This window comes from Streptomyces sp. NPDC054796 (assembly GCF_053611545.1).
This window is the reverse complement of sequence record NZ_JBSHAO010000023.1, coordinates 35,845-59,394: the sequence shown is the minus strand read 5'-3', so window position 1 is coordinate 59,394 and position 23,550 is coordinate 35,845. Positions and strand designations below refer to the sequence as shown.

Genomic DNA, 23,550 nt, shown 5'->3' with positions numbered 1-23,550 from the left:
GATACACTCCTTCTCGTGCCTACGGGCGCAGCACGGGACGTGGCGCAGTTTGGTAGCGCACTTGACTGGGGGTCAAGGGGTCGTGGGTTCAAATCCCGCCGTCCCGACAGGCAAAGAAGCAAGTGAGGGCGGGTCTTCCGACACGGAGGGCCCGCCCTCATTCGTCGTGACCTGGAGCCGTCCGCACAGCTCGGCGCTCCTCCACCGCTGGAGACCTCGCCTTGTCGTCGGCCTGCCTCGGCATCACCGAGGAGGCCCGTATGCCATCGGCGCCGTGGACCTCGCCATGACCGCCCCCGGCGGAGCCAGCCGCCCGTCCGTGTAACCAACTCCGTTTCTTCCATTGACATTTCACTCGGACGCCCTAATTTTGGGAGCGCTCCCATGATGGCCTTGCAACTGGAAGGAGCTCCCCCACATGCGCAGACAGAGATCATTAACCCGGCGTTCGCGGTTGTCCCTCCGTCGGCCTCTCCAGGCGCTCGTCATGCTGTTCGCCGTGGTTGTCGGCGCACTGACCTGGTCGGCCCCCGCACAGGCTCACGGCACCATCGTCAACCCCGCCACCCGCGCGTACCAGTGCTGGAAGACGTGGGGCAACGACCACACGAACCCGGCCATGCAGACCGAAGACCCCATGTGTTGGCAGGCATTCCAGGCCAACCCCGACACCATGTGGAACTGGATGAGCGCGCTCCGCGACGGCCTCGGAGGCCAGTTCCAGGCGCGGACCCCCGATGGGACGCTCTGCAGCAACAACCTCTCGAGGAACGACAGCCTGAACAAGCCCGGGCAGTGGAAGACGACCAACGTCAGCAACAACTTCACGGTCAGTCTGTACGACCAGGCGTCCCACGGCGCCGACTACTTCAAGGTCTACGTGAGCAAGCAGGGCTTCGACCCCAAGACCCAGAACCTGGGCTGGAGCAATCTCGACTTCATCACGCAGACCGGCCGCTACGCCCCGGCGCAGGACATCAGCTTCAACGTCAACACCTCCGGCTACACCGGACACCACGTCCTGTTCGTCATCTGGCAGGCCTCGCACATCGACCAGGCCTACATGTGGTGCAGCGACGTGAACTTCGGCTGAGCAGAGAGCGCCGCACACGGCACCGGCCCCTGCCGGGCGCCGGTAACTGCCGCCCGGCCCGCCGAACTCCGTCGGGACAGGGGACCCATCGGGTCACCCTGCCCCGACGGGGCTTCTTGCGCTCCTGGCAAATCGCTCGGTGGACAGCGGGTCAACGGCGAGGTGAGTTCCGCGGCGGGCAGTGTCCACGCCTCCCGTGCCACGACGAGGCGGTCGTCGGCGGGCTCAGCCTGCTGCTGGTCGTGGCCAGCAGGTTCTTCCTCGGCGGCACCAGGTGGATCCGTCGGCCGCCGTGGTCCGCCGCGTCGTAGCCGCGCAGTGCTTCGGGGGCGGGATGGTGCTCGACCGTGGAGCGGTGCTCCAGGGTGTTGAAGGCTGCGTGTACTTCGCCCGGAACCGCCTCGTACTCGCCCCGGCGGACGGCTGCTTCCGGGGCTGCGGCGATCATCACGTCCGGAGCATGGTGAACGGCGGCCGAGTGGGCAGGGCGGGCGGCCGGGAACGCGGCCCGCACCCGGTCGGCGAGCATGCCGGAGGAGAGCTGTGCGGGCATACCGGTCTCGGGGCGCGCCGCCGCCCCGAGCACATGTCTCCACCGCTGCTGGAAGTCGACGATGGCGGCGCGACTCTCGTCGGAGTCCGTGCCGTGACACCCCAGCTTCGGCCCGGCGTGCTCCAAAACTCCACGAGCGGCATCGCCGCCCCGGGGTGGGCGGCCGTCCAGTCCCGGTGGGCCGCGAAGAGTAGCGCCGTACTCCGCCGCGATGCGGTTGGCCAGCCAGCTGGCGCTGTCCAGCACCAGACCGAGCGGACCGTCCGTGGAGCCGTCCGGCCTCCATGCCCGTGACCTGCTCGAATTCGAAGTTGAGCCGGTCGAGCGCGGCGGCCAGCCGCTCGGCGTCACCGGCTGCCGCCGCGACGTACGCCCGCGCGCCGAGGAGCCGGTCCAGATCCGCCAGCGCCTTGTTCCGCAGAGACCGATCGCCGATTCGGCGCAGTTTGTCACGCAAGGTGATCTCGGGGTGCAGCTCAAGGGGTCCTTCGAGACCGAGCGTGATGAGCCCTTCGCCGAGCAGCCGGTTCAGCGCCGTCATGGTCTCGGCCTCGGAGCCGCAGGGAAGGCCGGGCCCGGCGAGTTCACGAGCCACCTCGACAGCCGGACGCTCGCTTGCCGTCGCACGCCTGCGACAGCGCGGCCTGAGCGGGCGACAGCGGCAGTGGGGAGCCGGACGCCCGCCGGAGCAGGCCCCCTCTTCCACGACCACGTCGGGGTCACGGCGCGGCAGGAGCCAGGGCGTCATACCGGGGCGCCCCGGCCCAGCGCTTGAGCGACCGCGTCGACGGCCCAGCTCTCGAAGTACACCGCCCGGTGACGGAGGAACCGGCGGTGGCACTGTCATCAGCTCCTGGTGAGCGTGGTGATCGGCCGGTGGAGCGGACGCGGGCCCCTCGGCCGCACGTGGTCAGGTCCCCTCGGTGGTGTCCGTCGGCGTCATCGCGGCCGGCGAGGCACCGCCTGCGCAGAAGAATTCACTGCCGGCGGGGCACATGCCGTCCGCCGAGGACGGACAGGCCGCAGAGTCTTCGGTCCTCACGGCAGGTCCACCGCCACGCCGGCACGAGGACGAACAGGAACCAGGCGCAAACGCTCCCAAGGGAGGAAACCAGATCACTCCACCTCGGACGCGCCCCTGCCGTACCTCCACTCGCGTCACCAGCCCGAAGGCACCGTACGCAGTCGATCAAGTCGTACGCGGACCACCCGATGGAGCCGCCCGGGTGGCGCACACCCGGCACACCGCCGGGCAGCGCCTGATGCCGGGCGAGCTGGGTGCGCAGGCCCGTAAAAGGGTGGAGACGCTCAGGCCGGAGCCGCAGGAGGCGACCCGACGGGGCCCGTCGCGCGAGCCTCAGCCCCGGGCCAGTGCGATCACACCGCCCAGCCGCTCGCCCGCCTCGTAGATCATGTACGGCACTCCCCCGTCGGTGCCGAAGGACGGCGCGGCGGCGCGGCCGTTCTCCGGCGCCGCGCTGCCCGAGTCGTAGAAGACGCCGAGATGGTCGCGACGGGAGAAGTCCGTGCCGACCTCGGTGAGGAGGATGTTCCCGCCGCTGCCCTTGTCGGTGTGGTAGACGACGTACGTCCGCCCGCCGCGCGTCAGCAGATGCGCGCTGGAGACGTCGGAAGTGCCGACCTCCGCGTGGTCGATGAGCGGCGCCGGGTCGAACTCCCAGGAGCGGCCGTCCGGCGACCAGCCCCAGCCGATGTCGCGGTGGTTGGTCGTGTCGTTGCGCATGAAGAGCATGACGTACCGGGCGCCGCGGGCGGGCAGGTCGTGCTGGAAGACCCGGGCGTAGGACGTCTCGGTGGTGCCCTTGGGCAGCATCGCGGTGGTCAGGACGGCGCGGTCGTACGTGAAGTGGACGCCGTCTTTGGAGCGGGCGAGGCGGGTCGTGGTGTTCTCGCCGTGGAAGTAGAGCCACAGCTCACGGCGTTCCGCGTGCCACATCACGTGCGGGGACGAGACGTGGCTGACCTTGTAGTGCGGCGCCCAGTCGTTGCTGACGACCGGGTTGCGCGGGTACTCGGTGAAGGGGCCCTCCAGCGAGTCTGCGTAGGCCAGGCAGATGCCGCCGGGGGCGTCGTGCGGGGCGTAGTAGAGGTAGTAGCGGCCCAGCGGCGAGGGCAGCTTGTCGTAGACGCCGCGCACGCAGGGGAAGATGATCTCGCCGGTGGGGTTGTATGCGAGCTTGTCGGGGTCCAGCAGCGTGCGGACGTAGCGGTAGTCGGGGAAGCCGCCGGGCGCGGACGCGGACGCGGTGCCGGGAACGCCGGTGGCGAGGACGGCGCTACCGGCGACGGCCGTACCGGTGGCGGTGCGCAGGAAGTCGCGGCGGTCGAGAGTCATGAACCTGTCCCTTCAGGGGGTCGGGTCAGAGCCGGGTGGTGGCGGTGACGATCAGTCCGCCGAGGGCGACGCACCACACGTACGGCAGCGTCCGCAACATCACCTGCTGCGGGCTGACGCCGGAGTACTGCGCCGCCCACACGGTCTGCGTGCTGGTCGGATCGGCGACGCCGAAGACCTGGTTGTACGAGGCGGTCAGCCCCAGCACGGCGGCGGCCGGGTAGACGCCGGCGGAGATGAGGACGCCCGCGATGCCCGCGCCCAGGCCGTAGACGTTCAGCGGTCCGCGGTACAGGCACAGCGGCGCCAGCAGTGTGAAGACGACGACGAACGCGGCCGGGTGCCCCGGGCTGACAGCCTTGACGAGAGGGGCGAGCGCGTCGATCGCGCCGGGCAACTTGACGGCGGCCAGCAGGATGCCGATCGCGACGAAGAGGGTGAGGGGCGGCGCTGCGACCTCGAAACCGGCGTACAGGGTGCGCAGCAGCCGCTTGTTCATCTCTCTCGGCCGGGTCGTGGTCATGAGCGCGTACACGACCCCGGCCAGCATCGAGGGGATGATCGCCAGCTCGAAACCGAGCGCGAGGACGAGCGGCACGGCGGGTGCGAGCAGCGCGTACCAGGGCGCGTCGCCCAACTGCCGGGCCCGGCCCCGGCCTCGGCCGCCCCCGCCGGGGCGCTCGCCGGGCCGCTCGTCCAGCGAGGCCAGCGACCAGGTGTGCGCGACACCCTTGCGGCGGGACTCGACGAGGACGAAGAGGACGGCGAAGACGGCGGCGAACGGGAAGAGCCGCAGCATGAACGCCTTCACCGTGTCGACGGGCAGCTCCAGCGCCGTCGAGAAGAACTGCCACACCGGCAGCTCGAACGGCATCCCCGCCGCGATGCCCATCAGAATGGTGCCCGCCGCGGTCGTCTTCGGCACCCCGACGGCGATCATCGCGGGGATGCCGATGATGCCCGCCATCATCGCGGCGGGCGCCGAGCCCGTGACCGTACCGATCAGCCCGGAGACGGCGAGCACGCCCAGCGCGACGACGGTCGGCCGGTCGCCGCCGAACTCCACGATCTTGCGGACCAGGGTGCCCGCGATGCCGGTCTCCTCCATCAGCTTTCCGAGCCACGAGCCGATCAGCACGGCGAGCATGGTCGAGGCCAACGCCACCGAGCCCTCCTGGAGGACGGTGTCGAGCAGACTGTTCTCGCCCGTCAGCGGCGCCCCGGCGACCAGGGCGATGGCCGCGCCCAGCAGCACGAGCGCGAAGGCGGTGGGCAGCTTGCGGGCGAGCATCAGCCCGACGCCCGCCAGCATGAGCAGGGTGATCACGATTCCCATGGCGGTGCCTCAGTCCTCTTCGAGGGCCCGTGCGTCGAGGGCCCGGACCGCGCTCGCGAGCGCGGCGGTGAGCAGAAGGGGGGTGCGGCCGAGACCGCAACGGGCCGCGGCGTAACCGTGCGCGGCGAGTTCGTCGGCGCCGACGACATGCCCGGTGACACGCCGCCGCCCGATCCGGAGCGCGGTGTGCCCGACACGTTCGCGCAGCGCGCGGCGCAGTGCCTTGTCGTGGTGCAGCGCGTGGTGGGCGTCCTCGTGCGCGAGCACCGCCTCCCGCAACGTGCCTCGCGGAAACCACTCCCGCCACCCGAGCGCCTCGACAACCTCCTCGCCGAGCATGAGCGTGTCGGCGTACAACTCGACGACGGGCACGGGTCGCGACACGTACCGGGCGAACAGCGACCGTTCGATCCCGCCCTCGCGCTCGACGACGCGCGGCACGCCGGGGCCCGGCGGCGCGGCCGCGACTGCCGCGCCCGACGGCCCATACGCGGAAGGGGCTCCCGCCGTCACGAACTCCGCGTCCCTCAGCGCGAGTTCGGTGCCGAAAGACGTGGCCGCCGTCGCCCACGTCCGCAGCAGCGCCCGGTCGCGGGACTCGTGGGTGGGCGTGTTGGCCAGGAGGCGGGTGCCCAGGTCGGCGTCGTCCAGGGCGGCCAGGCCCGCGCACGTGGCGCGAAAGGCCGCCAGGTGGGCAGCGGGAAGAGACAGGAGCGTGGGCCGGGTCATGCGCGGGTCTCCAGGACGGCTACCACTGGTTCGTCCTCGGGGCGGGAGCGGAGTTCGCTGCGGGCGAGGGCGAGGAGGGGACCGGCGTCGAGGACGCCGGAGAGGTCGGCGATGCGGGAGCCGAGGAGGAGGCGGAGGGCCGGGGCCCGGACGCCGCCGTCGCCGTATGTCGTGGACTCGCTGATCAGCCGGGTCAGCAGTTCGGGGGCCTGCCCGACGGTGGTGGCCGCGACGTGCGCGTCGGCGGCGTGCAGGCGTACGACGCCGTCGGCGTCCAGGACGCGGACCGGGCGGCGGGGCTTGCGGAAGCGGCGGCGGGACTCGGTGCCGTAGACGGTGTGCGCGGGGGTGGCGGCGAGGACGTCGACGGCGGCCGGGTCGGTCCTGAGGCTGGCCGCCGCGGCGGAGAGACGTTCGGCGTCGTCGGCGCGGTGGGTCCGGTCCTGGGTGCGCAGCTCCGTCGCGCCGGTGGCGATGGCGCGCACGGTGTTGGTCTGCGGGTCGACGGTGACCTCGACCTCGACCGCCGCGGGGGCCGCGCCCTGCGCGACGACGGCGGCCTCGGCCTCGCCGCGTACGGCGAGGATCTGTTCCTGCGTGGCGCCGGGAAGGATGCGCTCGACCTGTTCCCGTACGAGCGCCAGCGCGACGCCGACGGGGCTGATGACCTCGCTGTGCGCGGCGATACGGCCGGCGAGGCCGGTGGTCGCGGCCAGGTGCGGGGTGACGGTCGCGGCGCCGCCCCCGCCGCCGACGAGGACGGCGGCGTCGCGGTCGAGCCGGTAGTCGCGGATCATCGCGTCGACGACCTCGCGCACCTGCCGTACGCCCACGTCCAGCACGCGGGTCGCGGCGCCCTCGACGTCCGTGCCGAGTGCCTGCGCCAGGGGCGTCAGCGCCGTACGGGCCACCGCGGGGTCGCAGGCGGCGAAGTCACCTCCGGGCACCCGGCCCAGTGCGTTGGCCGCGCACGTCATGGTGAGCGCGAAGCGCCCGCCGTCGGCGTCGAGGACGGCGTAGTCCGCCGGGTCGCCATCCAGGGGGCCGACGGTGGCGAGCCGTGCGCCCGCCAACTCCTCCGGTGTGGCGTAACAGGCGTACGGCAGCCCCGCGATGTGTGCGCTGCGCGGGCCGACGGCCCGCACCGTACGACGCGGCCCGTCGCCGTCCAGCCGCACCATCGAGCCGCCGCCGACGCCGACCGTACGCACGTCGAGCGCGGACAGGTACGAGGACTTGCCGAGGATCGTGGCGTGCCGGACGGCGACCTTGCCGCGCCGGATCACGCTGATGTCGGTCGAGGTGCCGCCGGTCTCCAGGAAGACGCCCTCGCTGACGCGTTCGCGCATCAGCGCCCCGGCCACCCCGGCGGCGGGCCCGGACAGCACGGTCAGCAAGGGCCGCCGCCGCATCTCGGCCAGGGACATGACGCCGCCGTCGCAGCGCATCACCATCAGCGGCGCGGTCACCCCGGCGGCGGCGATGCTGGAGTCCACGAGGTCGGCGGTGGCCAGCATCTTCGGCAGGATCGCGGCGTTGACGACGGCGGTGCGGGTGCGTTTGCGCAGCCCGTAGAGCGAGGTGATCTCGTGCGCGGCGGTCATCGGCAGCCCGTACGGGCGTGCCGCCGCCAGCACCGCCTCCTCGCCGTCCGGCAGGTCGACGCTGAACGGCTCGCTCGCGACGAGCACTTCGGCCCCGTCGGCGGTGACCCGCTCGACGGCGGCGCGCACGGCGGACGGTTCGTCGGGGTCGGGAATGTGCGCGTAGTGCAGCGGGAACCGTTTGCCGGGGGTGAGTTCGAGGCGGGCGAGCCCCGCGAGCCGCTTGGTCGGCAGGGCGCCGGGCCCGGTGCCGATGCCGAGGAGGCCGACGGGCGCGACGTCGCCCTCCAGCAGGGCGTTGGTGGCCTGGGTGGTGCCGTGGGCGAGGAACGCGACGTCGTCAGGGGCACACCCGACCTGCTTGAGCAGCCGGTCCAGCGCCTCCACGATGCCGTGCGCGACACCGTCGGTGTGGTGGTGGCTGGTGGGGACCTTCACCTGGGCGACGAGTTCCAGCGTGGCGGAGTCGATCGCCACGGCGTCGGTGAAGGTCCCGCCCACGTCGATGCCGACGCGGACGCGGTGCGAGGCTTGTGCGGCTTGCGAGGCCATACGGGAACACCTCCTTGTGTCGTACGGCAGTCGTACGGGCTAGTAGCCGCGCACGTCGGGCCAGTGGCGCTGCACGCCCGCCCGGTCGAGCACGCGGGCGAACTCCTCGAACCTCTTGTCCTCCGCCTGCACCTGGTGCGGTCGCACGCCCTCGTCCAGGCAGTGCGCGGCGAGCGCGCCCGCGGCCTCGCCGACGTTCCATTCGACGGGGTGGAGGCGGTAGCAGCCGTTGGTGAGGTGGGTGGTGCCGAGGTTCTTGCCGCCGGGCAGCAGGTTGCGGACCCGGCGCGGGACGAGCGCGCCGAGCGGGATCTCGAACGGCACCGAGCCGATGTCGACGTAGTTGTCGCCGCCCGTGGACGGGTGCAGGTCGATGCGGTAGCCGCCGACGCCGACCGAGTCGCGGTGCCGGGTGCCGCCGTACGGGCCGACGATGTCGATGGCGACGTCGTGCTCGGTGACGGTGGTGACGGCCTTGATGCGCCGTGCCTCACGGACGTACGCGGACTTGGCGAGCCCGTCGGCGGTCCCGGTGACCTCGGGGCGCAACCGCAGCCCGGGGAAGCCGGTGCCACCGTTGCCGCCGTCGGGGCGCGGGGCCTCGGTCTGGAGCCAGTACAGGACGGACAGCGAGAGTTCACGGGCCCCGGCCAGCGCCTCCCGGCCCGTCTCAGGGCCGGCGCCGGTGAACGGCTTGAGCCAGTAGTCGTTGAGCGGCCAGTTGACGAGGCTGACGTCGGAGTCGAAGGCGCCGGGACGGAAGAGCCCGCGGGCGAGGATGCGGCGGAACCCCCACAACTCCTTGTCCCCGGCGTCCGCGCTCTGGTCGGCGCTGACGTCGAGCGGGTCGACGTCCGGGTTGGGGACGAAGGTGCGCTCGACGGGGGCGAGAGTGCGCGGGTCGGGGGCGAGGAAGCCGAGGAGGGGGCCGGGCCAGAAGTCGGGGCGGTAGGAGCGCCAGAAGTCGTAGCCGTCCGGGCGGTCGATCGTGTGGTCCTCGCCCTCGTGGTGGGAGAGGGCGAAACAGACGGTGATGCCCTGCTGGTTGAGCGGATCGGCGGTCTCGGGGGCGTGCGGTTCGTCGTGCTCGGCGCGCGCCTCGGCGCCCAACGCGTGCTCGACTCCCGCGAGTTCGAGCAGTTCGCCGGTCTCGGTCGCGTCGATGACGTACGGCGCGGCAACCGTGTGCCGGGCGCCGTCGCGCACGTCCTCGACGGTGACGGCCCGCACGGTGTCGCCGTCGGTCTCGGCGGCGACGGGCCGGTGTTCGGTGAGCACGGTGAGGCGGCCCGCGGCGCGGTGCGGGGCGAGCATCGCCTCCAGCACGGCGAGCGCGACGCGCGGCTCGTGGCACAGCTTGCTGACCCGCCCCGCGCCGGGGTTGAGGTGCGGCAGCTCGCGGGCCTCGGCGCGCAGGGGGTACCAGCGGCGGTAGTGCTCACGTATCCCGTCGCGCAGCGCCCGGTAGGTGGCGGTGACGCCGAACTGCTCGACCCAGGGGTGCTCGTCCGGCGGCACGGCCTGCGCGGTGAGCTGGCCGCCGATCCAGTCGGTCTCCTCGGTGAGGACGGCGGTTCGCCCGGCGCGGCAGACGGCGAGCGCCGCGGCCACGCCGCCGAGGCCGCCGCCCACGATCAGGACGTCGCACGCGGCGGGGAGGACGGTGGGGTGGGGGTGGGGGTGGGGCATGGGGGTGCGTGCTCCTTGCTCGTGTGGTCGTACGTGCGGAGGCGGGGTCAGGCGCCGGGCGGCGGGCCCGCGGTGCGCCCGGCCCGGAAGGCGCAGGCGACGAACGGGGTTGCGGCCGGGACGGCCGGAGCGGTCGGTGCGGTCGGAGCGGTCGGAGCGCCGTCCTCGGCGAGGAGGCCGGTGAGCGCGCGTACCGCCGCCGCTCCCAACTCGGCGCGGGGGATGTCGAAACCGGTGGGCTCCGGCCGTCCGGCGAGGTCGGCGGGCGGCGAGCCGAGGAGGGCGAGGGAGACGTCGGCGGGCGCGGACAGCCCGGCTCCCTCGACGGCGGTGAGCAGCGCGCGCCAGGCGGCGCCGGTATCGGTCTCCTCCGCAACGAACGCGGTGACACCCTCGGCGTACCGCGCCCGCACCCACTCCGAGGTGATCCCGGCGGCCGGATCGGCGGCGCGCGTCACGGGCTCTGCGCCGCCCTCGGGCCCGGCGAGACCGGCCGCGTCGAGCGCGGCGCGGAAACCGCGCTCGCGGTCGGTGGAGGCGGGCGCGTCGTCGTCCTCGCGGACGAGGACGACGCGGCGGTGGCCGAGCGCGGCGAGGTGGCGTACGACCTCGGCGCTGGCCTCGACGTAGTCGGCGCCGACCCAGGCCAGGCCCGAGAGTTCGTCGCGGCGGCCGATGTGGACGGCCGGGTAGCCGTCGTCGACGAGCCGTCGCAGCGCGGTGGCGGGGACGTGACGGCCGAGGAAGAGACAGCCGTCGGCGAGCCGCACCCGCTCCAGCGCGCCGGAGGCGTCGGCCTGGGCGCCGCCGGGGCTGGAGCCGGTGAACAGCACCAGGTCGAGGCCCCGGGCCGCCGCCTCCTGCTCGACGCCGACGAGGAAGGGGTAGTACGAGTGCTCGACGGCCGTCGGGAAGGTCGCGGTGAAGCTGAAGACGCCCAGCAGGTTGTTGCGGGCGGCGGCCAGTCTCCTGGCGGCGGGGTCGGGCACGTACCCCAACTCCCGTGCCGCCGCCTGCACTCGGGCGCGGGTCTCCTCGTGCAGCGCGATGCCCTGCTTGTTGCCGCCGAGGACCAGCGACACCGTCGTCTGGGAGACCCCGGCGAGCCGCGCCACCTCGGCCTGTCGAGGCCGCCCCCGCCGGGCCTGCACGGCACCTCGATCCGGGCGGTTTTCGACCATGGTCGACTCCTTAACTAATACGCATTAGCTCCGGGGGGTCGGAGAAGAGGCGGGGGTGCTAATGCGGATTAGCCAGCACTGTGCCGCCGCGCGACAGAGCTGGTCAAGGGGCTTCACGGACTAATACGGACTAATACGTCGGCCCTTCCGGAGGGGCGGGCGTCGAGCATGTCGGTCTTGCGTCCGCCCCGCGAACGGCGAGACGTGTGGGGCGGCAGACCTCGATGACGCGTTCACCGGCGTCTTCGAGGAAGGCGGCCAGGCCGGCGCCGTAGCTGACGGTGCCTTCCAGAACCCAGCCCGCCCCCCCCTGACAGCCAGGCCCCCAACTCACCGCCTTCTCATGGGCGTTGGGACCGTTCACCACGTTCACGCCCTCGCCAGGCCGTCGCCCCTTCTGTCGGCGCAGGCCGCGCGTTTACCTGGACATCCGACCGCTCCCGGAAGAGATCAAGTGGTACGGCGATGCTGGCACCCACCGTGGAGTCCATGGAACGCACCGGCGCCGAACTGCTGGGGCGGGCTCGGCGGCGGCGAAGCATTCGGCGCCGACGCGCCGCACCCCATGGTCAGCGTCTCGCTGCCCTGGCGTGCGGGCCTCTCGGTTCGGGAGCGCGGGATGCGAGTGGTGAGTCGGTGCACCTAGCCCTCTCCGGTGGGTGACGGATCGATTGATCGGAGCTGATCGCCGACTTGACTTCGGCCGTCCGGCCGGGCGCCCGGGGAAGCGGACCTCGGAGACGTCGCCCTGCCTGCACAGTCGGCGCTGCATCCGGTCCGGCACTCGCGCTACGTGCAGTCGCCATCGCATCCGTTGCAGATATTCCAGCCCCTACATGGAGTAGCTGATTCGATGAACACCATTGCCGTGATCGGGATCGCATGCCGGTTGCCGGGAGCGCCTGATCCGCGGGCCTTCTGGAGGGTGCTGTCCGCCGGGGAAAGCCATGTCACCGAGGCACCTGCCGGGCGGTGGGACTCAGCCGATCCAAGTGTCCGGCTGGGCGGGTTCATCGACGACATCGATCGCTTCGACGCCGCCTTCTTCGGCATCTCCCCCAACGAGGCTGCCGTTACCGACCCCCAGCAACGGCTGATGCTGGAGATCGCGTGGGAGGCCCTGGAGGATGCCCGAATCGTTCCCGGCACCCTTGCCGGGTCCAAGACGGGTGTCTTCGTCGGCGCGATGTGGGACGACTACGCAACCTTGGTGTACAGGCATGGCACCGCCGCACTCACGCCGCACACGATCACGGGGCTGAACCGCAGCATTGCCGCCAACCGGATCTCCTACGCCCTGAATCTCAGCGGCCCCTCGCTCAGCGTCGACTCGGCGCAGTCGTCGGGGCTGGTAGCCGTTCACATGGCGGTGCAGAGTCTGGTTCGGGGGGAGTCCTCGCTGGCCGTCGCGGGCGGAGTGAACCTGAACATCCTCGCGGAGAGTACCGCGACCGCGCAGCGGTTCGGCGGACTGTCTCCCGACGGGCGCTGTTACACCTTCGACGCGCGGGCCAACGGCTACGTGCGCGGCGAGGGGGCCGCAGCCGTGGTGCTCAAACCCCTCGATGCGGCGTTGGCGGACGGTGACCCGGTCTACTGCGTGATCCGGGGCAGCGCCGTCAACAGCGACGGTGCCACCCCGGGGCTGACCGTGCCGGCCGCCGATGCCCAGGCTCAACTGTTGCGTGAGGCCTATGCGGCGGCCGGAATCGCTCCTTCGAGCGTCCACTATGTGGAACTGCACGGGACGGGTACGCGCGTGGGTGACCCGGTCGAGGCCGAAGCTCTCGGCGAGGTTCTCGGAGCGGGCCGCGCTGGAGACACTCCGTTGTGGGTGGGCTCGGTGAAGACCAACATCGGTCACCTGGAGGGCGCGGCAGGCACAGTGAGCCTGCTCAAGACCGCCCTCGCGATCAAGCATCGTCGGTTGCCGCCGAGTCTCAACTTCACGACCCCTAATCCAGCGATTCCCCTTGATGAACTTGGCCTGCGGGTACAGCGCGAGCTGAACGACTGGCCCGCCGACCGCCTTGTCGCGGGCGTGAGCTCCTTCGGCATGGGCGGCACCAACTGCCACATGGTCCTCACCGGACCTGACACCATGGACCAGGTCACGCCCGCGAGTGCGCGCAATGCCCCTGCTCGGAGCGCCGGAGGCCGGACCCGCCGCAGTTCGCCCAGCCGGCCGTCGCATGAGAGCGGTACCCGGCCCGGTGGGAACGCGGTGGCGTACGCGCTGAGCGCCCGCAGCCCTCAGGCGTTACGGGGCCAGGCCGCTCGCCTGGCCCGTGTGGTGAAGTCCAACGACCCGGCCGATCTGGCGCTGTCACTGATCACCACGCGGACCCACTTCGAGCACCGGGCCGTCGTGCTCGGCGCCGGTACCGAGGCGCTGACCGCCTTGGCGGAGGGCGAGCCGAGCGGCAACGTGGTCACCGGGACCGTGGCGAAGGGCCGCACGGCCGTCATGTTCACCGGACAGGGCAGTCAGCGTTTGGGCGCGGGGCGCGAGCTTTACCGCGCCGAGCCCGTGTTCAGGGCCGCGCTCGACGAGATTGCCTCGCATATCGACCTTCCGTTGCTGGACGTGATGTTTGGTGAAGGCGACGCTGAGGCGCGGCGGCTTGACCACACAGCCTTCACCCAGCCCGCTCTGTTCGCGCTGGAGGTGGCCCTCTACCGGTTGATGCGGTCCCACGGTGTCCAGGTGGACCTGCTCATCGGTCACTCGATCGGAGAGATCGCCGCCGCCCACGTAGCCGGCGTGCTGTCCTTGGCCGACGCCTGCACTCTGGTCGTGGCGCGGGGCCGCCTGATGGAGAACGCGTATGCGGGTGGCGCGATGATGGCCATCGAGGCCACCGAGGAAGAGGTTGGCCCGACGCTCACGGACGGCGTCGGCCTGGCCGCCGTCAACGCTCCGAACGCGATCGTCGTCTCGGGAGATCACGACTCTGTGATGTCGGTGGGTGCGCGCTGGAAGAAACGGGGCCGCCGCATCCGGCAGCTACGCGTCTCACATGCTTTCCACTCCTCTCACCTGGACCCGATCCTGGATGAGTTCCGCGCAGTGGCCGAGGCGCTGACCTACCGCCCGCCGAGCCTCCCGATCGTGTCCAACGTGAGCGGCGAGCTGGGCGGGGATGAACTCCGCACAGCCGACTACTGGGTGCGGCACATGCGCGGCACGGTCAGGTTCGCCGCGGGCGTGCGGACTCTGCGGGCGGAGGGAGCCGTGCGCTTCCTCGAACTGGGGCCCGGCCCGGCCCTGGGGCCCATGGTCACCGCCGCCCTGACGGATGGTCCGGCCGAGGTGATGTCGGCACTTCGGGCCCAGCGCAAGGAGAACCAGTCGGTGCGGTCGGCACTCGCCCAACTGTGGGTGACCGGCTGTGCAGCCGACTGGCGCTCGGTCTTCGCCCCGCCATCGGCGCGGACCGTGGACCTCCCTACGTATGCCTTCGACCGCGAACGTCACTGGTTCGACGCCGCGGCCGCCTTCGTGCCGGCCGAATTGCCGGCCGCCCAGCCCGCTGCGGCGATGCCTGTCCGCTCCGATCGGTCCATGCTCGACCTCGTACGCACCACGGCCGCGATCGTCCTGGGGTATACGGGCGCCGACGCGATCGGGCCGGAGACGCCCTTTCGTGACCTGGGTTTCGACAGCATCAGTGCCGTGCAACTGCGCGGCAGGCTGCAAGCGTCGACAGGGATGCGGCTGAGCCCGGCACTGATCTTTGACTACCCCACCCCGGCGATCCTCGCCCGGTACCTGGCCGTAGGCAGCGAGGCCGCCTCCGAGGAGGACGTGACGCCGGCTGCGCCCGCAGAGCCGGTGGCCATTGTGGCGATGAGCTGCCGTTACCCCGGCGAGGCGGACACCCCGGAGAAGTTGTGGAACATCGTCTCGAAGGGCGTCGATGCGATCAGCGACTTCCCCGTCAACCGAGGTTGGGATATAGACGCCCTGTTCGACGCCGATCAGGACCGGGCCGGGCACACCTACACGACCAAGGGCGGCTTTCTGCACGACGCGAACGCGTTCGATGCGTCGTTCTTCGGAATCAGCCCCCGGGAGGCCACCGCCATGGACCCCCAGCAGCGGCTGCTGCTGGAGACCTCCTGGGAGGCGTTGGAGCGAGCCGGGATCGATCCGCGGTCGTTGCGCGGCAAACGGATCGGCGTCTTCGCGGGCGCCATGGCACAGGACTACGGGCCGCAACTGCACGAGGCGGCCGACGGCTTCGACGGGTACCTGCTCACCGGATCGACCACCAGCGTGGCCTCCGGCCGGATCGCCTACACGCTGGGGCTGGAGGGACCGGCCCTCACCGTCGACACCGCGTGCTCGTCGTCCTTGGTGGCGATGCACCTTGCCGTGCAGGCCCTGCGGCAGGGCGAATGCACGATGGCGCTTGCCAGCGGTGTTGCCGTGATGTCCAGCCCGGGCATGTTCGTCGAGTTCAGCCGCCAGCGCGGGCTTTCGCGCGACGGCCGCTGCAAGGCGTTCGGAGCGGACGCGGACGGCACCGGCTGGGCCGAGGGCTCGGGCCTGGTCCTGCTCGAACGGCTCTCGGACGCCGTCGCCCACGGGCATCCGGTGCTGGCCGTGGTCCGCGGGTCAGCCGTCAACCAGGACGGCGCCTCCAACGGCCTGACCGCACCCAACGGCCCCTCCCAGGAGCGGGTGATCCGGCAGGCACTGGCGCAGGGCGGATTGCGTCCCGCTGATGTGGACGTCGTGGAGGCCCACGGGACCGGCACCGCCTTGGGCGACCCGATCGAGGCTCAGGCGCTGCTCAACACCTACGGTCAGGCACACTCCGCGGACAATCCCCTGTGGATCGGATCGCTCAAGTCCAACATCGGCCACACCCAGGCGGCGGCCGGGGTCGGCGGGGTCATCAAGATGGTGTCCGCCCTGGGGCACGGGATCCTCCCGCCAACGCTGCACGCCGCCGAACCCTCCCCTCACATCGACTGGTCCTCGGGGCAGATGGCCCTGTTGACCGAGGCCCGCCCTTGGCCGACGCTCGACCGGCCGCGCCGCGCCGCGGTCTCCTCCTTCGGGATATCCGGCACCAACGCCCACATGATCATCGAGTCCTACCCGGGCGCCTCCCCCGCTGCGCAACCCGCGGCGCCCTCCCCGTCCACGGCCGTGGCGGTGCCTCTGGCGGCACGCTCGCCGGACGCGTTGCGCGCCCTGGCGAGCCGGGTGGCAAAGGCACCGTTCACCTCGGTCGCCTCGACAGCGCAGACGCTGACGCGCCGCACCGCGTTCGAACACCGGGCCGTAGTGGTCGCCGCCGACCAGGAAGAGCTGCTCACCGGCCTGGCCGCGCCGTCCTGCACGGAGACCCGTCCGCAGGGCAAGACCGTATTCGTCTACCCGGGCCAGGGTGCTCAGTGGGCCGCCATGGCCGCCTCCCTCCTGGACACCTCCCCCGTATTCGCCACCGCCGTCGAGGAGTGCGCGACCGCCCTGGCGCCGTACATCGACTGGGACCTGCACGCCACCTTGCGCCACGGCACAGGCCTGGAGCGAGTCGACGTGGTCCAACCGGCACTGTTCGCCATGATGGTCTCGCTCACGGCCCTGTGGCGGCACCACGGCGTGGTGCCCGACGGGGTGATCGGCCACTCCCAGGGCGAAATAGCCGCCGCCTACGTCGCCGGAGCCCTGTCTCTCGACGACGCCGCCAAGGTAGTGGCGCTGCGCAGCAAAGCCATCACGGCACTGGCCGGACGCGGTGGCATGACGTCCGTTCCCGCCTCGGCCGACGAGACGGCGCGGCTCATCGAGCCATGGGCCGGCCGGATCTCGATCGCCACGGTCAACGGCCCCGAGGCGACGGTCATCTCCGGCGAGGTAGCAGCGCTCGACGAGTTCCACGCCACCTGTGAACGAGCCCGGCGCATCCCGGTGGACTACGCCTCGCACTCGCACTACGTCGAGGAGATCCACGCGACCCTGCTGCACGAGTTGGACGGTCTGAGCCCGCTCACCCCGGCGATCGAGTTCCACTCGACAGTCGGTGGGCAGGTCGCCTTCGACGCGGACTACTGGTACCGCAACCTTCGCCAGACCGTCCACTTCGCACCCACCATCGCCGGGCTGTCGGAGTACACGACGTTCGTCGAGGTCAGCCCGCACCCGATTCTCACCGGAGCCGTTCAGGACACCGTGGAGGACGGCGTCGTCATCGGGACACTGCGACGCGACCACGGCGGCCTGGAGCAGTTCCTGACGGCACTCGGCGAGGTCTGGGCGCACGGCGGGTACGTCGAGTGGCATACACCCGACGCTGAACCGGCCGACCTTCCCACCTATCCGTTCCAACGCGAGTCCTACTGGCTGCCCCCGAAGACCGCCCCCGGGAGCCTTGGCCCGGCCGGGCTGTCCGAGGCCGAACACCCCCTGCTCGGGGCGGCTCTGGAGCGGGCGGACGGAGACGGGCTCCTCCTGACGGGACGGCTCGACCTGCGCACCCAGCCCTGGCTCGCGGACCACTGCGTGCTGGACACGGTGCTGCTGCCCGGCACCGCGTTCGTCGAGATCGCCCTCCACGCCGGTGCCCGGCTGGGCGCCGGCTCGCTCGACGAGTTGACGCTCGAGGCCCCGCTGGTGCTGAGGGAGCGCGCGGCCGTGGACGTGCAGGCGGCCGTGAGCGCCCCCGACCCGCAGGGCAGTCGCACCCTGAGCGTCTATTCCCGGCCGTCCGCCGTGCCGGACGCGACCTGGACCCGGCACGCTTTCGGCAGCCTGTCCCCCGCAACGGCTCCGGACCCCGCCCCGAACGAACCGTGGCCGCCTGCCGATGCCCTGCCCGTCGACGTCAGCAGCGTGTACCCCCGCCTGCTGGCCGCCGGATACGCCTATGGACCCGCCTTTCAGGGCCTGCACGCGGCCTGGCGCCGTGGCGATGACATCTTCGCGGAAGTGCGCCTACCCGAAGGCGAAGCAGACTCCTTCGGCATCCACCCGGCCCTGCTCGACGCGGTCCTGCACCCCATCGTGACCCTGACAGGGCCCACTCCGGCCGAGGGCCCCCGACTGCCGTTCGCCTGGGCCGGCGTGCGCCTGCACGCCGTCGGCGCGACATCCTTGCGCGCCCGTATCACCACCACTTCGGCCGGTGTCGCCCTCACCATGACCGACCCGGCCGGCGGGCTCGTCGCCACGGTGGAGTCCTTGGCCCTGCGCCCGGCCCCCGGCGACCTCACCGCGGCCGCGGCCACCGACCCGCTCTACACCGTCGACTGGACCCCCACCACCCTCCCCGCTGCCCCGGCCCCGCCCGATCTCACCGTCCTGACCTGCACGGGCGCCGCGGACGACGCGGCTGCGGAAGAACCGGGCCCCACAGTCAACGGCGTGCCCCTGGACAACGAGGGACTCACGAGCCCGTCCGTCGGGCGATCCGGTGATGACACCCGGCCGGCGGCGGTGGCCGGCGCAGATTCCACGCGAGCAGCGGCATCTCTGCACGCCGTGCTGGCCCAGGTTCAATCGTGGCTGGCGTCCGAGGGCCCACAGGGGCGGCACCTCGCCATCGTCACACACGGGGCGGTGGCCGTCTCGCCGGGAGAACCGGTCTCGCCGGAGGCCGCCGCGATCTGGGGCCTCGTACGCACCGCTCAAGCCGAGAACCCGGGCCTGCTCACGCTGGTCGATCTCCCCCCTGACCGGATACCGGGGCCGGTACCGGCAGTGCACGACGACGTCGGCCCCGAGGCCACACCTGTACGGGCCCCGTCCAGCGCCCCTCTTCCCGAGCCCTTCGCCACCGTGGGCGACACCGGTGACGGAAGGAGCACGGCCGACGCGTCCTCGCCCGACCTGTCGGTCGCCGCGCTCATCGCGGCGGCCGTGGCACTGAACGAGCCGCAGCTGGCGGTCCGCGGTCGGACCGTTCACACAGCCCGGCTGCGGACCCTTCCCACCCCGGGCGAACAGCTCGCTCTCGACCCCGGCAAGACAGTCCTGATCACCGGTGGCACCGGTGGTCTGGGCCGCCTGATCGCCCGGCACCTGGCGACGGCCTACGGAGTGAGGCACCTGCTGCTGCTCAGCCGCCAGGGTGCCAACGCCCCCGCGGCTGACAGCCTGGCCGAGGAGACCGGGGCGCACGTGACCGTCGTGGCCTGCGATGTCGGCGACCGCGACCAGATGGCCGGCGTCCTCGCGTCCATACCGGATGACCGGCCCTTGCAGGCCGTCATCCACACGGCCGGGGTGCTGGACGACACTGTGTTCGGTTCGCTGACACCGTCCCGGCTCGACGGCGTGTACTGGCCCAAGGCCGACGGGGCGCGGATCTTGCACGAGCTCACCGCTGGGATCGACCTCGCGGCGTTCGTGCTCTTCTCGTCGGTCACAGCGACCCTGGGCAGTGCCGGACAAGGCAACTACACCTGCGCCAACGGCTACCTCGACGGCCTTGCCGCCCTGCGCCGGTCCCAGGGCCGGGCAGCGACGAGCCTGTCCTGGGGCCTGTGGGCGCACGAGAGCGGGATGACCGCACATCTCGACGACGCCGACCGGCGTCGCATGTCGCGCGGCGGCATCGCGGCGATGCCGACCGAACTGGGGCTGCGCCTGTTCGACGCCGCCCTGCGAACCGGTCGACCCCACGTGGTTCCCGCCCTGCTCGACCTGCCGGCGCTACGCGCGCTGGCCGCCGCAGGGAGCCTCCCCGCGCCGCTGCGCGGTCTCGTGCGGCTGCCGGCCCGGCGAGCCGCGAGCACAGCACAGGCCGATCGCTCCTGGGAGTCGAGGCTGGCCCCGCTGCCCCAGGAGCAGCGGACGGAGCTGGTGCTGGATCTCGTCCGCGACACCACGGCATCCGTACTCGGGCACTCCTCGGCGTCCACGGTTGACGCCGGTCGGGCATTCAAGTCGCTCGGTTTTGACTCATTGACGTCGGTGCAGTTCCGCAACCGGCTCGCCGCCGAAACCGGGCGCCGCTTTCCGGTGACGATCGTGTTCGACCACCCGACGCCGCGGGCCATGGCCGAGTATCTGGTGACCCGGCTCACCGAGAGCACGGCGGAGCCGGCAGCGGCCGGCACACTGCCCAAGGAGGAGTCCGCACCACAGGACGATCCGATCGCGATCGTGGGCATGGCGTGCCGGCTGCCCGGCGGCGCGGACACGCCCAGCGGCCTGTGGGATCTCGTGGCACGCGGCCAAGACGCCCTGGCACCGTTCCCCGTAGACCGGGGATGGGATCTCGACGCGCTCCACGACAGCGATCCGGACCGGACCGGCACCGTACGCACCAAGTACGGCAGCTTCCTGACGGACGTGGGCGGGTTCGATGCGGCGTTCTTCGGGATATCACCGCGCGAGGCTCTGACGATGGAGCCTCAGCAGCGGCTCTCGCTCGAGGTCGTATGGGAGGCGTTCGAGCACGCGGGTATCGATGTCGAATCCCTTCGCGACACGGCGACCGGGGTGTTCATCGGCGCCATGCGCAATGACTACGGGCCCGCACTGGGCGACCTGCCGGCCGATCTCGAGGGCAGCTCGATGACCGGAACCGCCGGAAGCGTGCTGTCGGGCCGTGTCTCCTACCAGTTCGGCCTGTCAGGGCCCGCACTGACAGTGGACACCGCCTGCTCCTCATCGTTGGTGGCGATGCACCTGGCCGTGGGATCCCTGCGCACAGGTGAATGTTCCATGGCCTTGGCGGGCGGGGTGACGGTGATGTCCACGCCTCGGACGCTTGTTGAGTTCTCCAGGCAGCAGGGCCTGGCAGCGGACGGCCGGTGCAAGGCCTTCGCCGCGGCAGCGGACGGAACCGGCTTTGGTGAAGGTGCGGGGCTGCTCGTGTTGGAGCGGCTGTCGGAGGCCCGTCGCCGGGGACACCGCGTGTGGGCGGTCATCCGCGGAACAGCCGTGAACCAGGACGGATCCAGCAACGGGCTGACCGCCCCCAACGGCCCGGCCCAGCAGAAGGTCATCGGGGCCGCTCTGGCCGATGCCCGGCTGACCGCCGCGGACGTGGATGTGGTCGAGGCGCACGGCACCGGCACCACCCTGGGGGATCCCATCGAGGCCGCGGCACTCCTGGCCACGTACGGGCGTGAGCGGCCGGCACGCGCGGAAGGCGGAGTGCTCCCGCTCTACCTGGGATCGCTGAAATCGAACATCGGCCACACACAGGCCGCCGCCGGGGTCGCCGGGGTCATCAAGATGGTCATGGCGATGCGCCACGCAACTGCTCCGAAGACCCTCCACGTCGACGCCCCCTCCCCACACGTGGACTGGGCACCCGGTACCGCGGAGTTGCTGACCGAGTCTGTGCCGTGGCCGGCGACGGGACGGCCACGACGGTGCGGCGTGTCGTCCTTCGGCATCAGCGGCACCAACGCCCATGTGATCCTCGAGGCCCCCGACGAGGTCACGTCCCCGGCCCCGGGCGGCCCGCCCGAGGACAGCCGACAGCGATCGAGTCTGCCCGGTAATGTGCTGGCCCTTCCCTTGTCGGCCCGAAGCGGTAACGCACTCGCGGGCTTCGCCAGGCGGCTTCATGAACACCTCGGCAACCCTGCGGCGAATGACCGGCCGGCGGACCTGGCGTTCACGCTCGCGACGGCCCGCCATGTGTTCGACCATCGGGCCGTCGTGCTCGGATCCGACGTCGCCCAGGTGCGCCATGGGCTCGAAGCGCTTGCCGAGGGCAGGCCAACCGCGGCGGTCGTCCAAGGAGTCAGCGGTGACAGCACGAAGTACGCGTGTCTGTTCACCGGCCAGGGCGGCCAGCAGGCAGGCATGGGCCACGAACTGCACCGTGTCTTCCCTGGCTTCGCTCAGGTCATCGACGCGGTGTGCTCCACCGTCGACCCGGTACTGAAGCGCCCGCTGCGCGAGGTCATGTTCGCACCTCACGGGACCGACGACGCCCGGCTGCTCGATGAAACCCACTACACCCAGATTGCGCTCTTCGCTTTCGAGGTGGCTCTTTTCCGGCTCCTCGAGTCCTGGGGAGTGAAGCCCGACTACCTGATGGGGCACTCGATCGGCGAACTCGTGGCCGCACACGTCGCAGGGGTCCTGACCCTGGAGGACGCAGCCACCCTGGTGGCGGCGCGAGGTCGGCTGATGCAGACCCTGTGCCCAGACGGTGCCATGGTCGCGGTTGCCGCACCCGAGGAGGAGATTGCGCCACTGGTCCAGGACCGCGGAGACAGCGTTGCCCTGGCCGCCGTCAACGGACCTGCGTCGGTCGTCCTGTCCGGCGACGTGGAACCTGTGCTGCACCTCGCCGGGACACTGAAGTCCCGCGGCTACGCGACCCACCGCCTGAAGGTGAACCGGGCCTTCCACTCCCACCACATGGCAGCCGTCACCGAAGAATTCCGTGCGATCGCGGCGACCCTCAGCTTCGCCGCGCCCCGCATCCCCATCATCTCCAACGTCACGGGCCGTGTTCTCACGGCGGACGAGGCATCGTCGCCGGAATACTGGGCCGCTCACATCAGGAAACCGGTCCAGTTCCACAACGGCATCCGCCACCTGCGCACCGAGGGTGTCGACCAGTACCTGGAAGTCGGCCCCGACGCCGTCCTGTCGGCCATGACCCAGGAAGCCCTCGCCGGGCAACCCACAGCACCCCTGACCATCGCCACCCAACGACGAGAACAACCACAGACCGGCACCCTCGCGACGGCGGTGGCCGAGGTCCACGTCACCGGCATGACGAAGGTGGACTGGAACGCGCTGCTCCCCCCTCAGTGCGCCATTCAGCCCGACGTACCCACTTATCCCTTCGAGCATCAGCGGTACTGGCTCGAGGCCACAACCGGTTCACCGGCGCCCGCAGCGGCTGCGTCCCCGACCGACCCGCCGCGCGACCGCACAACCCTGGCCACGGTCCAGGACACCGCGTCGCCGGACAACTCCCCTACGGTGCGGGAATCACTCGCCGGTCTTTCCTTGAACGGGCAACGGGACTACCTGACCAACCTGGTGCGGGATGAGTCAGCGGCCGTGCTCCGCTACTCGACCCCCGACGACGTCCCCACCGAACAGCCCCTCAAAGACCTCGGCATGGACTCGCTGGGCGCCATCTCCCTTACCAGGCGCCTCCGTTCCGTGACCGCGCTGGAGCTGTCGAACACACTGACCTTCAACTTCCCCACCGCAGCCGAAATAGCCGAATACCTGCGCACGGAGATGGCGGTCCCGACGTCCGGCTCACTGTCGTGGGACACCGAACTCGAAAAACTCCAGTCCGCGCTGGCCGAATTCTCAGGAAGCCAGACCGAACGCAGCGCCGTCGAAGCCAGGCTCAAAGCCCTTCTAGCAGAGATCTCAGAGGGCGCGCAGGCCCCACAGGCTGCGCGTTCCGGGGACGACCTTACGGCTGCCACCGCCGACGAATTGTTTGCCATCATCGACAACGGCACCCAACAGCTCGACCACCGCGACGACAATCACGACTAGAAG

At 71.3% G+C, this 23,550-nt stretch carries 10 protein-coding genes and 1 tRNA gene; 4 read left to right on the top strand and 7 right to left on the bottom strand.

Features of this window, described 5'->3' with window-relative positions; genetic code table 11:
- The first annotated feature begins 33 nt into the window (after positions 1-33).
- Positions 34-107: transfer RNA gene (locus ACWGJ2_RS20350), tRNA-Pro, on the top strand.
- A gap of 380 nt (positions 108-487) precedes the next feature.
- Positions 488-1,093 carry a lytic polysaccharide monooxygenase auxiliary activity family 9 protein gene (locus ACWGJ2_RS20345; RefSeq protein ID WP_453347533.1) on the top strand — a complete coding sequence of 202 codons (606 nt, stop codon included), beginning with the start codon at positions 488-490 and terminating at the stop codon, positions 1,091-1,093.
- 151 nt (positions 1,094-1,244) lie between these two features.
- Here the strand turns inward: ACWGJ2_RS20345 and ACWGJ2_RS20340 are convergent, their stop codons facing one another.
- Complete coding sequence (locus tag ACWGJ2_RS20340) at positions 1,245-1,892, bottom strand: hypothetical protein (RefSeq protein WP_453347532.1); 648 nt, start codon at positions 1,890-1,892, stop codon at positions 1,245-1,247.
- Positions 1,893-1,911: 19 nt separating this feature from the next.
- Between ACWGJ2_RS20340 and ACWGJ2_RS20335 the strand changes: the two genes are divergently transcribed.
- Entirely contained in the window at positions 1,912-2,421 is a 510-nt protein-coding gene (locus tag ACWGJ2_RS20335) for a hypothetical protein (protein WP_453347531.1), read from the top strand.
- Positions 2,422-3,003: 582 nt separating this feature from the next.
- Here ACWGJ2_RS20335 and ACWGJ2_RS20330 read toward each other — a convergent pair.
- The 6 genes from ACWGJ2_RS20330 to ACWGJ2_RS20305 are packed head-to-tail and all read right to left on the bottom strand — an operon-like array spanning position 3,004 to position 11,027.
- A complete protein-coding gene (locus ACWGJ2_RS20330) occupies positions 3,004-4,002 on the bottom strand; it encodes a twin-arginine translocation signal domain-containing protein (protein WP_453347530.1) in 999 nt (332 codons plus the stop codon).
- Between the two features lie 25 nt (positions 4,003-4,027).
- A complete protein-coding gene (locus ACWGJ2_RS20325; RefSeq protein WP_453347529.1) occupies positions 4,028-5,338 on the bottom strand; it encodes a transporter in 1,311 nt (436 codons plus the stop codon).
- 9 nt (positions 5,339-5,347) lie between these two features.
- Positions 5,348-6,067, bottom strand: a complete 720-nt coding sequence (locus ACWGJ2_RS20320; protein WP_453347528.1) for a hypothetical protein — start codon at positions 6,065-6,067, stop codon at positions 5,348-5,350.
- Positions 6,064-8,223, bottom strand: a complete 2,160-nt coding sequence (locus tag ACWGJ2_RS20315) for a hydantoinase/oxoprolinase family protein (protein WP_453347527.1) — start codon at positions 8,221-8,223, stop codon at positions 6,064-6,066. Before ACWGJ2_RS20315 ends, ACWGJ2_RS20320 begins: the two co-directional genes overlap by 4 nt.
- 39 nt (positions 8,224-8,262) lie before the next feature.
- Positions 8,263-9,912: an FAD-dependent oxidoreductase gene (locus tag ACWGJ2_RS20310; RefSeq protein ID WP_453347526.1), complete on the bottom strand. Its 1,650-nt coding sequence runs from the start codon at positions 9,910-9,912 to the stop codon at positions 8,263-8,265.
- Positions 9,913-9,959: 47 nt separating this feature from the next.
- Entirely contained in the window at positions 9,960-11,027 is a 1,068-nt protein-coding gene (locus ACWGJ2_RS20305) for a LacI family DNA-binding transcriptional regulator (protein ID WP_453347601.1), read from the bottom strand.
- 919 nt (positions 11,028-11,946) lie between these two features.
- On the opposite strand from ACWGJ2_RS20305, the gene ACWGJ2_RS20300 reads away from it, so the two are divergent.
- Positions 11,947-23,547 carry a type I polyketide synthase gene (locus tag ACWGJ2_RS20300; protein ID WP_453347525.1) on the top strand — a complete coding sequence of 3,867 codons (11,601 nt, stop codon included), beginning with the start codon at positions 11,947-11,949 and terminating at the stop codon, positions 23,545-23,547.
- Positions 23,548-23,550: the final 3 nt, after the last annotated feature.